This window comes from Paraburkholderia sp. GV068 (assembly GCF_003058125.1).
GTDB lineage: Bacteria > Pseudomonadota > Gammaproteobacteria > Burkholderiales > Burkholderiaceae > Paraburkholderia > Paraburkholderia graminis.
The window spans coordinates 20,161-34,329 of sequence record NZ_QBUB01000022.1 but is presented as its reverse complement, the minus strand read 5'-3'; the positions used below and the strand labels follow the sequence as shown (position 1 = coordinate 34,329).

Genomic DNA, 14,169 nt, shown 5'->3' with positions numbered 1-14,169 from the left:
GGCGGCGCGGCGGCATGCATGCGGTCATGCACGGCGATGCGATAGATCGATGCTACGCGTGTCGCGCGATCAATGAATCGCCTCAAAAAGCGGCCCACGGTGTGCGTATGGTTTTTTTCAGGCCGCTACAGCATTTTCTGCTGAATGCGTTGCCCGCCGTTGGAGGCGAGCGTTGCAAAGAGCGCTGCAAAGAGCGTTGCAAGGAGCGTTGCAAAGAGCGCTGCAAGGAGCGTTGCAATCAGCGGCTGCGGCGCGGTCCTGTCGACGCGCGCACGACGAGTTGAGGCGGCGGGCCGAGCACCATCGGCGGTTGCCGCTCGGGTGTCTGGATCAGGCGGATCAAACTGTTGATCGATAACTCCGCGATCTGCGCCGTTTGGATCGCGACGGTGGTCAGCGCGGGGTGCACCTGATGCGCGAGTTGAATGTCGGTGATGCCGATAACCGACACGTCGTCGGGCACCGCGCGCCCGAGCGTGATCAAGGCCTGCGCCGCGCCGATCGCGAGCAGGTCGTTGGTCGCGAAGATCGCGGTGACGAACGGCCGCACGGCCATCAACTGCATGCACGCGGTGTAGCCGGCGTCGATCGAGTCGCGCACCTGCAGTACCGCGGCCGTGTCCGCTTCCACGCCGGCGGCGCGCATCGTCGCGCGAAAACCATTGGAGCGCGCGTCCTGCAAGCCGCCGCAACCGTCGCCGACCAGCAGCCCGACTTCGCGATGGCCCAGTTCCAGCAAATGCTGCGCGGCGAGTTCGCCGGCGCGCGCGAAATCCACGGCAATGCACGGCAGCGCGGGCGGCGTCTCGGGGTGCTCCCACATCGCCAGCAGGATCGGCGCGCTATGCGTGGCCGACGCGCACAAGTCGTTGATCGCGATGTCCGTGTTCATGACGAGCACGCCGTCCGCCAACGTGCCCGCGATCTGGTTCAGATACGCGCGGCCTATCTCGGCGTCGTCGTCGGTATTGCAGACCATCAGGAAATGGCCGGCTTTGCGCGCCGCACGTTCGGCGGCCAGCACGAACTCGGGGTAGAACGGGTTCGAGATGTTCGACAGCATCAACGCGAGCGTCGACGAACGGCCCTCGGCCAACGCGCGGGCGTTCAGATTCGGCCGGTAGCCGAGATCCGCGATGGCCTTCAGCACGCGCTCCGCTGTTTCCGGACGCACCTTCTCGCGGTTGCGCAACACGTTGGAGACCGTCGCGGCAGTGACGTGCGCGCGCTTCGCGACTTCGGACAGGGTGACCATTTTTCTCGTTTATCCCAAATTCAGGGAGCGCGCTTCAAATGTTGCAAGCAGGGAGCGACGTTGATAACTTGCTGGAAAACACAACTTCGATAACCGCAGCGCCGCCTTCCACACGAACCGCGGTGAACAAGGAGACAGTCAAATGGCTTTCCCGCTCGACCTCGAATTTAAGCGATTAAATGCCGCCTGCGCAAGACCCGGCGAACTTTTTTTTCGCGCGATTTAAGCGGTTAAATGAAGAGGAGACAAGATGGCTACGATTCGTTTAACCGACGTGGAGAAGGCATACGGCGACCACGCGCCGGTGATCCGGCGCGTCAACCTCGAAGTCGCGCAGCACGAGTTCTGCGTGTTTCTCGGCCCGTCGGGCTGCGGGAAGTCGACGTTGCTGCGCATGATCGCGGGTCTCGAGGATCTCAGCGCGGGCGAGCTGCGCATCGGCGGCCGTCTGATGAACGACGTGCCCGCAGCCGGCCGCGGAGTGGCGATGGTGTTCCAGAGCTACGCGCTGTTCCCGCACATAACGGTGTTCGACAACATGGCGTTCGGTCTCAAGCTCGCGAAGCAGCCGAAGAGCGTGATCGACAGCAAGGTCCGCGAAGCTGCGCGCATTCTGCAACTCGACAGCTTGCTTGACCGCTATCCGAAAGCGCTGTCCGGCGGCCAGCGTCAGCGCGTTGCGATTGGCCGCGCGATCGTGCGCGAGCCGGGTGTGTTTCTCTTCGACGAACCGCTGTCCAATCTCGACGCCGCATTGCGTGGGCAAACGCGTGTTGAGATTGCGCGCCTGCATCAGCGGTTTGCGGACGCGAGCGTCGTGTACGTCACGCACGATCAGGTCGAAGCGATGACCCTCGCGGACAGAATCGTGCTGCTGCATGCGGGCGCGGATGCCGAGCGCTTCGGCAGCATCGCGCAAAGCGGCGCGCCGCTCGAGTTGTACCACCACCCGAATTCGCGGTTCGTCGCGGGCTTTATCGGCTCGCCGCGGATGAACTTTATCGACGGTGTCGTCGACTCGATAGAACCAGGCAAAGTGTCGGTGACACTCGCTCGACAAGACGAGCAGTTGACCGCTTACGTGGATGGCCGTCGCCTGCAGCGCGGCCAGCCGGTCACGCTTGGCGTGCGCCCCGAGCATCTGCGTCTCGATGGCAACGAGCAGTTCATTGAGTGCGCAACCGTTTTGTCGGAACGACTCGGCGAACACAGCTACATTCACGCGGATCATGCAGGCGGCTCGCTTGTCGCGAAGGCGCCGGGCGATACGCCGATCGGTTCCGGCGAGCACATTCGCGTTCACGTGCCGCCTCAGGCGTGTCATCTGTTCGACGCGCAAGGTGTCGCGCTGCGCCGTAGCACGTTCGACCCTGAGCGCATTGCCGCGTGAACGGGCCGCGATCCATGTTTTGCCCCGAACAGTAGTCGATTTTTTAAAGCAGGATGCCGCCATAGAGCGGTTCACCACGTTGGCAGTGAATCGCTGCCAGCCAACAAGGTAGTCAAGGAGACAAAAGATGATTGCTCTACGCCTTCGCCGTCTAGCGCGCGTGTCGGTTGCAGCCGCGCTCGTTGCCGGCACGCTCGGCTACGTGACAGCCGACGCCGCTACGCTCACCGTCAATGTGTCGGCGCGCGGCAATCAGCGCTCGACATGGCAGGACGCGTTCGACAAGTTCAAGAAAGCCAATCCCGATGTCGATCTGAAAGTGACTTACATCACCGAGGAAGCGTACAAGGTGCAGATGGGCGGCTGGCTCGCGACCGATCCGCCGGATGTCGTGTCCTGGCATGACGGCGAGCGCATGGCCTATTACGCGCAGCGCGGCCTGCTGGAAGATCTCACGCCGGACTGGAACAAGAACGGCTGGTCCCAGCAATATGCGTCGGTGAAGGAAGCATCGACCTATAAGGGCAAGCAGTACGCGGCGCCGCTCGGCTATGACGCGTATGGCTTCTTCTATCGCAAGGATCTGTTCGAGAAGGCGGGCGTTAAAAGCGAGCCGAAGACATGGGATGAATTTCTCGATGCCTGCAAAAAGCTGAAGGCCAGTGGCGTCGCACCTATTGCAGTCGCTGCTCGCGATAGCTGGACACTCGCCGCATGGTTCGACTATCTGGATTTGCGCATCAACGGCAACGAGTTTCATCAGAAGCTGATGGCGGGCGAGATTCCGTACACGGACGCGCGCGTGAAAAAGGTCTACACCGCGTGGAAAACCTTGATCGACGATCACTACTACATCGACAACGCACTCTCCTATGATCTCGATTCCATTGCACCGTTTCTCGTGAGCGGCAAAGCCTCGATGATGTTGATGGGCACATTCTTCTCGGCGAGCATTCCCGCATCCGTGAAGCCGCAAACGGGCTTTTTCCGTTTCCCCGTGATCGACGCGAATGTGCCAATGGCCGAAGACGGTCCCGTCAATGTACTGTTGATTCCGGCAAAAGCGAAGAACAAGACCGACGCACGCAAACTGCTCGCCTTCATGGAGCAGCCGCAGATCAATGCGGATCTCGCGCGCGGCTGGGGCCAGTTGCCTTCGAATAGTCAGGCAGCGGAGCCGGAAGATCCAATTTCCAAAGTTGGCTTTCAGACGCTCGCGAATACGAAGGGCGGCATTGCACAGTTCTACGATCGCGACATGCAAAAAGAAATGGCCGACGAGGGGATGAAAGCGATGCAGCAGTTCTACAGCGATCCGTCGCAACTCGACGCGATACTCGCGCGCCTCGAAACGACGCGCAAGCGTATCTACAAGAAGTAAGTCCACCGCACCGGCGCCATGCGGCGCCGGCGTACGCCTTCGACTTTCGACGAGGCCCGATCCATGTCTCATTCCGCAGCGCGCCGCCTACCCGCGGCCCAGCATCGTCACGTCTCCACGACGCGCCGTCATCAGCATCGCGCCGCATTGCTGTTCCTGTTGCCGGGCTGCGCGTTGTTCTGTCTATGCGTGATTTATCCGATTATCAGCAGCATCTCGCTCAGCTTTTATCACTGGGACGGCATGACGCCGAAGACCTTCGCCGGCTTCGACAACTACGTCGAGTTATTCCACGCGGATACCTTCTATACGGCGCTAAAGAACAACTTGCTATGGCTCGCGCTATTTCTGCTGGCCCCGCCGTTCGGCCTGTTGTTCGCGCTTTATCTGAATCAGCACATTCGCGGCATGCGTGTCGTGAAGTCGCTTTTCTTCGCGCCGTTCGTGCTGTCGGGCGTGGTAGTCGGTCTCGTGTTTAGCTGGTTCTACGACCCAGGCTTCGGCCTGCTGCGACTGATTGTCGGTCACGGCATTCCTGTGCTCGGCGATCCGAAGACCGTGACGTTCGGCATTATCTTCGCCGCGTTGTGGCCGCAAACGCCGTTTTGCATGGTGCTGTATCTCACCGGTCTCACCGGCATTAACCCGGAAGTAGTGGAGGCCGCGCGCATGGAAGGCGCAAAAGGATTGCGTCTTTTGTGGCACGTGATTTTGCCGCAATTGCGGCCTGCCACTTTCATGGCGGTGGTGTTGACGGTAATCGGCGCGCTGCGCAGCTTCGACCTAATTGCGGTGATGAGCGGCGGCGGTCCTTTCGACAGTTCAACCGTGCTCGCCTATTACATGTACGACCAGGCGATCAAGTACTACCGCGAAGGCTATTCCGCGGCGATTGCCGTCGTGCTGTTCGCCATCATGCTCGTCTACATCGTGTTCCATTTGCGCCGCATGCTGCGCGAAGAACGTTGATTACCGGAGCCACGCGTCATGTATCCACTTCCCGTACAGCGCTGGAAACCCCTCAATCGCAGGCTATATAAAGCGTCTTTGCCGATTGCATTGCTGATCTGGCTATTGCCGATGCTTGCTGTACTCGTCACGTCGATTCGTTCTTCCGACGAACTCTCGCAAGGCGAGTACTGGACCTGGCCCAAACACTTTGCGCTGATCGAAAACTACGGCACCGCGCTTACGCAAACGCCGATGCTGCATTACTTCGCGAACAGCGTGCTCATTACGGTGCCTTCAGTACTCGGTGCGATCGTGCTGGCGTCGATGGCGGGCTTTGCATTGGCCACCTATCGTTTCCCCGGCAATACCGTGATCCTGTTCGGCTTCGTCGCCGGCAATTTCGTACCGATCCAGATCCTGATGATTCCGGTGCGCGACATGGCCCTGAAGTTCGGCCTCTTCAATAGCGTATGGGCGCTCGTGATCTTTCACGTTTCATTTCAGACCGGCTTTTGCACGCTCTTTCTGCGCAATTTCATCAAGCAGTTGCCGTTTGAAATGATCGAGGCCGCACGAGTGGAAGGCGCGAGCGAATGGGCGATCTACTGGCGCATTGTGTTGCCGCTGATTCGTCCCGCGCTCGCCGCACTCGGCATTCTCGTGTTCACGTTCGTCTGGAACGACTACTTCTGGGCGCTATGTCTCACACAAGGCGATGAAGCCGCGCCGATCACTGTCGGCGTCGCCGCGCTCAAGGGGCAATGGACGACCGCATGGAATCTGGTCGCGGCCGGCTCAGTACTTGCCGCATTGCCTTCCGTATTGATGTTCTTCGCGATGCAAAAGCATTTCGTCGCCGGCCTGACTTTTGGTGCAAGCAAGGGCTAACCGGCTATTCGACGTCACTCATAAAGAGACTTTCACATGCAACTTGGTGTTTGCTACTACCCCGAACAATGGCCGCGCACGATGTGGGCCGACGACGCGAAGCGTATGGTCGAACTCGGCATCACCCATGTACGTATCGCTGAATTCGCGTGGAGCCGGATGGAACCGCGCGCGGGCGAATTCGTATGGGAATGGCTCGACGAAGCGGTCGCCACGCTCGCGAATGCCGGACTGAAACTCGTGCTCGGCACACCTACCGCGTCGCCGCCGAAGTGGTTGATCGATGCGCATCCGGACGTGTTGCCTGTGCGCGCCGACGGCACGCACTGGAATTTCGGCTCCCGCCGTCATTACGATGTTTGCAGTGAGATTTATCGGCGAGAGTGCTCGCGTATTGTCAGTGCAATGGCGGAGCGTTACGGACGGCATGCGTCGATCATTGCGTGGCAAACCGATAACGAACTTGGTTGTCATGAAACCGTGCCGAGCTATTCGCCGGCTGCTTTAAAGCGCTTTCATGCATGGCTGCGTCGACGCTATCAAACGGTCGATGCGCTCAACCGTGAATGGGGCAACGTGTTCTGGAGCATGGAGTACGCGTCGTTCGAAGCAATCGAATTGCCGAATCTCACGCCGACGGACGCGAACCCGATTCATCTGCTCGACTTTCGCCGTTTCATGTCCGACGAAGTGGCGAGTTTTCATCGCGAGCAAGTCGATGTATTGCGCCGTTATGCACCTACGGCCGATGTACTGCATAACTTCATGGGCTTCTTCACCACGTTCGATCACTATCGTTTCACCGAAAACAATTCACTCGATGTCGCCGCGTGGGACAGCTATCCGATTGCGCGCACCGAATCGATTGCGTTGCCTGAAGAGCAGAAAGCGCGTTACGCGCGCACCGCGCATCCCGATGTATCCGCATTCGATCACGACCGTTACCGTGCAATCGGACGCGGGCGTTTCTGGGTGATGGAGCAGCAGGCGGGTCCTGTGAACTGGGCGCCGTGGAATCCGGTGCCCGCGAAAGGCATGGTCAGACTCTGGGCCTATGAGGCGTTCGCGCACGGTGCCGAACTGGTGTCGTATTTCCGTTGGCGTCAGTGCCCGTATGCACAGGAGCAGATGCATTCGGGCCTCAATCTGCCGAATAACGAGTTGTCGCCCGGTGGTTTGGAAGTGCAACAGGCGGCGCGTGAGATTGCTTCTATCCCGGAGTTCGCACGACTGGACGCTCCCGCGCGTGCGGCGACTGCAATCGTATTCGATTACGAAACGCAGTGGATGTTCGAGATTCAGCGTCACGGCAAGGGCTTCGATTATCAGGCGCTCGTGTTCGACTACTACGAGTCGCTGCGCGAACTTGGGCTCGACGTGGACATTGTTTCCAGTAAGGCCGATCTGTCGTCATACCGGCTCGTGGTCGTGCCGAGTCTCGCTGTGATCGACGATGCGTTGGTCGCGCAAATCGAGCGTGGTTCCGCGCAATGGGTATTCGGGCCGCGCAGTGGCTCAAAGTCCGAGGCGTTTGCAATTCCACAAGAACTGCCGCCCGGCGCGCTGCAACGTGTACTGCCGATGCAAGTACTCGAAGTCGAGTCGCTGCGTGCATCGCTCGCACCCGCTGTTTCTATTGATGGTGTCGACGGTATCGCAATGCATTGGCGCGAGCATGTGCGCGCCAATGGAGGAACGCGCGTCGATGCGCAGTTCGCGGACACGTGGCCCGCCATTCTCACTCATGGGCGCGTTCGTTACGTGGCGGCCTGGCTTTCGCACGAATTGCATCGCGCGGTATTGCAGCGGGCGGCGCAAGAAGCCGGCATTGCGACGCAATTGCTGCCGGAGGGCTTGCGCATTCGGCGTCGTGCGGATTTGACGTTCGCGTTCAACTTCGGCGCGCAGCAGGTGCAGGTCCCCGCACCGGCCAATGCAACGTTCGTGCTTGGACAGCCGCAACTAGGCACCGGCGATGTCTGCGCATGGAAAGACGCATGAAGTACCGAGCAGCAAGTCAGTAGTGGCATTGAGCAGCTTCAATCTGAACCAGGCGAGCCAGGACGAGTCGCCATTCGATAGATGGAGGATGACAGATGAACAGAAGAGAAATGCTGGGATGGCTCGCGTCCGCGGCGGCAGCGGTCGGCGCGGGTTCGATGATCGGCACGCCGGCAATGGCCGCTGACGACGTCAAAACGGTTTCACGTAGCGGCCGGTTTGCAAAGGGCGCGGACGTTTCCACGCTGCTCGAACTCGAAGCGAACGGCGCGAAGTTCTACGATCATGGCGTGCCGCACGACTGTCTGCTGCTTCTGAGGAGTCACGGCGTCGACTCCATTCGCATCAAGGTCTGGAATGATCCTGGCAATCCGAACTATTTTCCCGCCGATCAAAGCCCGCGCGCCGGTTACAACAACGCGGAGCATGTGCGTGTGCTGGCGCGGCGTGCCGCGGCGCTCGGCATGCGCATCCTGATCGACTTTCACTATAGCGACTGGTGGGCCGATCCGGGCAAGCAGTACCCGCCGCATGCGTGGGCCGGCAAGAACATTACGGAGACTTGTGCATTGCTGTCCGAGTACACGTCGAATGTACTCAATATGCTCAAGCGCGACGGCGTTCGTCCCGAGTGGGTGCAGGTGGGCAATGAGATCACCGGCGGCATGCTGTGGCCGCTCGGCAAATACGATCAGTGGGACAACCTCGCGCAATTGCTGAAGGCCGGGCATGATGCGGTCAAATCGGTCGATGAGCGCATCAAGGTCATGCTGCATATCGACAGCGGCGGCAACAACGCGACGAGCCGCTGGTGGTTCGACAGCGCGATCCAGCGAGGCGTGAGCTTCGACATGATCGGCTTGTCGTATTACCCGCAATGGCAGGGCGCGCTGAGCGATCTGCAAACCAATGCGAACGATCTCGCGACGCGCTACGGCAAGGACGTGATGGTGGTGGAGACCGCGTATCCGTGGACGACGAGCGACGGCGACTCCGAGCCGAATGCGATGACTAACACGGGTTCAACGACTTTCCCGCAAACGCCCGCGGGCCAGGCGCAGTTTCTTGCGGCTGTTGCGGACATCGTGAAGGCAATACCCGACGGCCACGGCAAAGGCGTGTTTTGGTGGGAGCCGGAATGGATTCCGACGCCGAATGTCGGCTGGAAAGTCGGCGCGGGCGATCAGTGGGACAACAACACGTTGTTCGATTTTCACGGCAACGTGCTGAGTTCGCTGGATGCGTTTCGCAAACTTTAAACGTTGATCGAGCCACCCACGGCAGACGTTAGCGCGCTGACGTCTGCTGCGTGCGCGCCTTGACGCAGTCGGATGTGAACGCCATGCTGGCCTGATCCGGCGTCATGCGCGGCGCGTTCGGTGCATAGATCTTCTCGATGATCGCGGCGAAGGTCTGGCGGTCCGCATCGTCGCGATAGTACTTTGCGGCTTGATCGAGCGCCTGCGCTTTGGTCTTTTTGTGCGCGCGCCATGACGCCACTTGACCGGCAATATCGCCGATTGCAAAGCATTGATTGCTGACCGTTTGTGCCGCGGCCTGAGTCGCCGCTTGTGCGAGACACGTTGCAAGCAATGCCGATACGACTACGCGTTTCATGACGACGAATCCTGTTGGGCGCAAAGCCCGCAGTTTACGCGCGAGCAAGCGATAGCTGCCCGCGTCGATTCGTCGCTGGCTGCTGCTATTTCTTGTCGGGCTCGGCTTCGGTGTTCGTCCCGCTTTTGCCGTTGCTTCTGTTCGTGACGGCGCCGGTTTCATCGAGTTCGTCGTCGAGGTCGTCGTCGTTTTCGCCGGCGGGCGGGTCGGATTCGGCGGCTGTCATCATCGACAGAATGTGGCGAGCAGGCAGCGTATTGGCAATCGGATTCAGGTTCATGACGTGCGCTCCAAAAGAGAGTCCATATGATTTCAGCAAACCGCGAGCCCGCTCACGCACGTTGAACCTGCAAATAAAAAGCCGCCTCGAAAGGCGGCTTTGAACAAACTCGAAGCAAGCAAACCGGCACGCGCTCTCGCGCGCTGGGCTCCTCAATCAATGCCCAAACGATTCCGCCTTCGACACCGGCGCGTTCGCTACATACGGCCGCGCCATCTGCTTGATCAGCAACGCGATGCACGCGATGATGCCGGCGACCGCGATCGTCGCAAAGATGCCGGCGAACGTGAAGTGACGGCGTGTCAGTTCGGCCACGAGGAACGAGCCCGCAATGCCGCCGAAACGTCCAATGCCGAGCATCCACGCGACGCCCGTGCCGCGGCCTTGCGTCGGGTAGAACGCGGCGGCGAGCGCGGGCATCGACGATTGCGCGGTGTTCATCAGCACGCCCGCGACGAACACGATGAACACGAGCGCGCCGACATTGCCCGCCGCCTGGCCGATGAAGTACACGCTCACGGCGGTCAGCGCATAGCAGGCCGCGATGATCCGGTTCGCGTTGAAGCGGTCCATCAGCACGCCGCACACCACGGCGCCCACGCCGCCCAGCGGGAACAACGCGGAAATGAGCGTCGCGCGTTGCGGCGTGAGGCCGGCGTCCTTCAGCAGAATCGGCATCCAGTTGATCGACGCGTAGAAAATCACGAGGCCCATGAAGTAGGTGATCCACAGCATTACCGAGCCGACGATGTACGCGCGCGACAGCACGACAGCCACGCCCTTGCCGCCGGTTGCCGGCGCGGTCTCGGTCATCGTGAACGCTTCCGCGTCGGCGGCCGTGCTGGAGACGCGCCCGAGCGCCGCGCGAATGCGCGCGACCGGCTGATTGTTGGCGACCATGTAGCGCACCGATTCCGGCATCCTGATCAGCAACAGCACGAAGAGCACGAGCGGTGCGATGCCGCCGAGCAGCAGCACGCTGCGCCAGCCGAAGTGCGGAATCATCCACGCGGCGAGGAAGCCGCCGAATGCCGCACCGAGCGGAAAGCCGCAAAACATCAGATTGATGATCGTCGCGCGGCGGCTGTCCGGGCAGTATTCGCCCATCATCGTGACCGCGTTCGGCATGGCCGCGCCGAGGCCGACGCCGGTAACGAACCGCAGCACCGTCAGATATTCGATGCTCGTCGAGAACGCCGAGCCGAGGCACGCGGCGCCGAACAGCAGCACCGAGCCGAGCAGCATCGAGCGCCGCCCGAGCCGGTCGGACAGCGGCCCGGAGGCCAGTGCGCCGCACGCGAGGCCGAACAGCGCCGCGCTCAGCACGGGAGCGAGCGCCGGTTTGGTGATGCCCCATTCCGCGAGCAACGACGGCGCGATGAAGCCGATGGCGGCCGTGTCGAAACCATCCAGCAGGACGATCACGAAACACATGGCAAAGACCAGCCACTGGAACGGCGAAAACGGATGCTCGTTGAGGAAGGTCTGAACGTTCACAGCGTCGCTGCGATTCATGATGGGTCTCCTGACTGCAAAAAGGCTCGTCGGAGCGAGCCTTGTCTTACCTTACGATGCGCGTCGCACGGTCCGCTTCATTCATGCATGGTATGCGGACGGTGTGCCTGTCGCCATGAGTTTTGATTTGTTCGTATATAGAACTGTGATTCTCTCAGCGAACAAGCGACACTGTAAGGAATTTCCCGACGACGGGTCAACGCGGGATTACCCGACACTGTGGCCGGTCGGCGTCGAAAGGACAATGGGGAAGGGCGAGGCAGCCGCGGCGCGCGCTCGCGCGCGCCGGGTAAGACTGAAGATCAGATACAGCGGTTTAAATCAGAGAATGACGTACACCTTGCGCATGGTCTCCTCGACTTCCCAGAGACCCTCAGTATTCGCTTCGAAAAATAGCGTGTCGCCGCCCGCGAAATGGACCGTCTCTTCATTGTCCGGCGTAAAGCGTCCGCGTCCGGCGAGAATGTGCATCACCTCCGCCTGCTTCACCGAGCGGCGATACGTGCCGGCCGAGCATTCGAAGATGCCGGTGTCGATCGCCTCGGCGCTATTGAGTACGCGCTGCACACCCGACACGCGGATCGGCGTGGTGCCCGGCAAGCCGGCCGTGCCCCAATCTTCGAGATTCGGCAGAGTCACGCTCTGTTTGATTTGTTGAACCTTCATGGCTTTCAGCGCCTTTATCCGATGGATGCACGCAGCCTGCTCACAGGCTGCGGGTTGATGAGTTCGCAACGGTCTGCTCGACCTTGCCGAGTCGTACGACGGTGACGCCGGGGCGCAATTGCCGCAACGAGGGCATCACGAGCATGCAGTTGTCGTAAGGCGTGGCGACGGCTTCGCCGTTCGACCAGCCGATCACGGCGCCGGCTTCGGGAAAGATTTCGAGCCCGGTATAAGGACCGGCAAAACGAAAATCCATGCTTGTCGCGACGACCGGTTGCGTCACGCGCACGATGTGCTGCACGGGCGGTAACGGCGCGAGCCAGTCCGGCGGCAGATCGCTTTGGTCGATCACGCCGGCAAGCAGCAAAAACCGCGCGGTGGTGTCGCGCGCCACTGCGACGGCGCTCGCCTCCCAGTGTTGCCCGCATTCGATCAGCAACGCGTTCTTTGCGCTCGCCGGGTCGCCGAAGCCTTCGTAGTCGCGCATGCGGCGGCCTTCGGGATGGCCTTCGTCGCAGATCACGGTAGCAGGCGTGCCGAGCTGCACGGCGAGGTCGATGCCTTTTTGCAGCGGCCCGGCCACGATCAGCGGCTTGCTTTTTTCGTGCATCGAATGAAGATCGAGCAGCGCGTCAACGCTGTCGATCACCGGCCGCATCGCCCGTGCGCGCGCGAGTTCGCTCGAGTTGCGCGCGGCATCGTCCAGCACCGCCGCGGTCCACACGCGGTTGAAGTCCTGATCGACGAAACGGGCCGCGTCCGGCTTCGCGGGATCGAAGCTCCGGTAGGCATCGACATTGGCGAACGCGAGCGTGAGCCGTCCGCGGCGCGGGCGCAGCTTCAGGCGCAAGAGTTCATCCACGACGATCGCGCCGCACACTTCATTGCCGTGCGTGAGCGCATTGATCATGACATGCGGACCGTCCACGCCGGAGTCGAACGTGTGAACGTAGGCAATGCCCGACGCAGATTGTTCGTGCACCGAAATATCGGGAAACGCGACTTCGATCGGATAGGTTTCCATGTTCAGCCGAGCCTCGCCGCAATCGCCTCGCCGACTTGCGTGGTGTTCGCCTTGCCGCCCAGGTCGCCAGTATGCGGGCCTTCAACGAGCGTTGCTTCGATGGCGGCCAGAATCGCGTCGTGCGCGTCGCGCTCCTTGCCTTCGTGGTTGCCGAGGAAGTCGAGCATCATCGCGGCGGACCAGATCATCGCAATGGGATTCGCAATGTTCTTGCCGGCGATGTCCGGCGCCGAGCCGTGCACCGGCTCGAACAACGATGGAAACTTGCGGTCCGGATTCAGATTGCCCGACGGCGCGAGGCCGATCGTGCCGGTACATGCAGGGCCGAGGTCGGAAAGAATGTCGCCGAACAGATTGGTCGCGACCACCACGTCGAAGCGATCGGGATTCAGCACGAAGCGCGCGCACAGAATGTCGATGTGCTGCTTGTCCCACGTCACATCGGGATATTGCGCGGCGATGCCGGCCGCGCATTTGTCCCACCACGGCATGCTGATCGCGATGCCGTTGCTCTTGGTCGCGACGGTGATCTTCTTGCGCTCGCGGCGCTGCGCGAGATCGAACGCGAACTTCAGCACGCGCTCGCTGCCGTGGCGCGTGAATACCGATTCCTGCAACACGAACTCGCGCTCGGTGCCTTCGAACATCACGCCGCCCACCGACGAATACTCGCCCTCGGTGTTCTCGCGCACGATCCAGAAGTCGATGTCGCCCGCCTTGCGGCCCGCGAGCGGCGAAGGCACGCCGGCAAAGAGGCGCGCCGGACGCAGGTTGATGTACTGATCGAATTCGCGGCGGAATTTGAGCAGCGATCCCCACAGCGAAACGTGGTCGGGCACGGTGTCGGGCCAGCCCACTGCGCCGAACAGAATGGCGTCGGCCGATTGCAGTTGCGCTTTCCAGTCGTCCGGCATCATCTGGCCGTGCTTCGCGTAGTAGTCGCAGCTCGCCCACTCGATGTGCTGATACTCGAGCTCGAGACCAAAGCGCGTCTTCACCGCGTCGAGCACGCGCAGCGCCTCGGGCATGACTTCGACGCCGATGCCGTCGCCGGGAATGACTGCGATCCGATATTTCTTCGACATGCTGTGCTCCTCCATTAGGGCTTGTACCGATCCGATAACAGTTATTTTATTCCTGCTGTTTGGCCATAAAATGGTCGCTTTAGTTAAGCCACTGTGCACGATTCGTGTACAAAGCG

Annotated in this window: 13 protein-coding genes; 6 read left to right on the top strand and 7 right to left on the bottom strand. The window is 60.9% G+C overall.

Annotated features, from left to right (window positions below; all coding sequences use genetic code 11):
* Window positions 1-238: 238 nt before the first annotated feature.
* A complete protein-coding gene (locus C8K18_RS29995; protein ID WP_107710745.1) occupies window positions 239-1,255 on the bottom strand; it encodes a LacI family DNA-binding transcriptional regulator in 1,017 nt (338 codons plus the stop codon).
* A 250-nt stretch (window positions 1,256-1,505) separates the two neighbouring features.
* Here C8K18_RS29995 and C8K18_RS29990 point away from each other — a divergent pair, with 250 nt between their 5' ends.
* The 6 genes from C8K18_RS29990 to C8K18_RS29965 all read left to right on the top strand — a co-directional run bounded on the left by C8K18_RS29990 (window position 1,506) and on the right by C8K18_RS29965 (window position 9,125).
* Window positions 1,506-2,645 (top strand): ABC transporter ATP-binding protein, encoded by a 1,140-nt coding sequence (locus C8K18_RS29990; protein WP_107710744.1) that lies wholly within the window; start codon window positions 1,506-1,508, stop codon window positions 2,643-2,645.
* 127 nt (window positions 2,646-2,772) lie between these two features.
* On the top strand, window positions 2,773-4,026 hold the full coding sequence (locus C8K18_RS29985; RefSeq protein ID WP_029966569.1) for an ABC transporter substrate-binding protein: 1,254 nt from the start codon (window positions 2,773-2,775) through the stop codon (window positions 4,024-4,026).
* A gap of 63 nt (window positions 4,027-4,089) precedes the next feature.
* Window positions 4,090-4,995 (top strand): carbohydrate ABC transporter permease, encoded by a 906-nt coding sequence (locus tag C8K18_RS29980; protein WP_107710743.1) that lies wholly within the window; start codon window positions 4,090-4,092, stop codon window positions 4,993-4,995.
* An 18-nt stretch (window positions 4,996-5,013) separates the two neighbouring features.
* Complete coding sequence (locus C8K18_RS29975; protein WP_006049111.1) at window positions 5,014-5,865, top strand: carbohydrate ABC transporter permease; 852 nt, start codon at window positions 5,014-5,016, stop codon at window positions 5,863-5,865.
* A 36-nt stretch (window positions 5,866-5,901) separates the two neighbouring features.
* On the top strand, window positions 5,902-7,866 hold the full coding sequence (locus tag C8K18_RS29970; protein WP_107710742.1) for a beta-galactosidase: 1,965 nt from the start codon (window positions 5,902-5,904) through the stop codon (window positions 7,864-7,866).
* Between the two features lie 95 nt (window positions 7,867-7,961).
* Entirely contained in the window at window positions 7,962-9,125 is a 1,164-nt protein-coding gene (locus C8K18_RS29965) for an arabinogalactan endo-1,4-beta-galactosidase (protein WP_107710741.1), read from the top strand.
* A 28-nt stretch (window positions 9,126-9,153) separates the two neighbouring features.
* Here the strand turns inward: C8K18_RS29965 and C8K18_RS29960 are convergent, their stop codons facing one another.
* The 6 genes from C8K18_RS29960 to C8K18_RS29935 all read right to left on the bottom strand — a co-directional run bounded on the left by C8K18_RS29960 (window position 9,154) and on the right by C8K18_RS29935 (window position 14,053).
* Window positions 9,154-9,483, bottom strand: a complete 330-nt coding sequence (locus tag C8K18_RS29960; protein ID WP_006049114.1) for a hypothetical protein — start codon at window positions 9,481-9,483, stop codon at window positions 9,154-9,156.
* 85 nt (window positions 9,484-9,568) lie between these two features.
* Complete coding sequence (locus C8K18_RS29955) at window positions 9,569-9,763, bottom strand: hypothetical protein (RefSeq protein ID WP_107710740.1); 195 nt, start codon at window positions 9,761-9,763, stop codon at window positions 9,569-9,571.
* 156 nt (window positions 9,764-9,919) lie between these two features.
* A complete protein-coding gene (locus tag C8K18_RS29950) occupies window positions 9,920-11,278 on the bottom strand; it encodes an MFS transporter (protein ID WP_053859589.1) in 1,359 nt (452 codons plus the stop codon).
* Window positions 11,279-11,599: 321 nt separating this feature from the next.
* Window positions 11,600-11,944 carry a cupin domain-containing protein gene (locus C8K18_RS29945; protein ID WP_107710739.1) on the bottom strand — a complete coding sequence of 115 codons (345 nt, stop codon included), beginning with the start codon at window positions 11,942-11,944 and terminating at the stop codon, window positions 11,600-11,602.
* 40 nt (window positions 11,945-11,984) lie between these two features.
* The gene (locus tag C8K18_RS29940; protein WP_375135825.1) at window positions 11,985-12,968 is read right to left on the bottom strand and encodes a succinylglutamate desuccinylase/aspartoacylase family protein; all 984 of its coding nucleotides are present in this window, start codon (window positions 12,966-12,968) and stop codon (window positions 11,985-11,987) included.
* 2 nt (window positions 12,969-12,970) lie between these two features.
* Window positions 12,971-14,053, bottom strand: a complete 1,083-nt coding sequence (locus C8K18_RS29935) for a tartrate dehydrogenase (RefSeq protein ID WP_107710772.1) — start codon at window positions 14,051-14,053, stop codon at window positions 12,971-12,973.
* Between the last annotated feature and the right edge of the window lie 116 nt (window positions 14,054-14,169).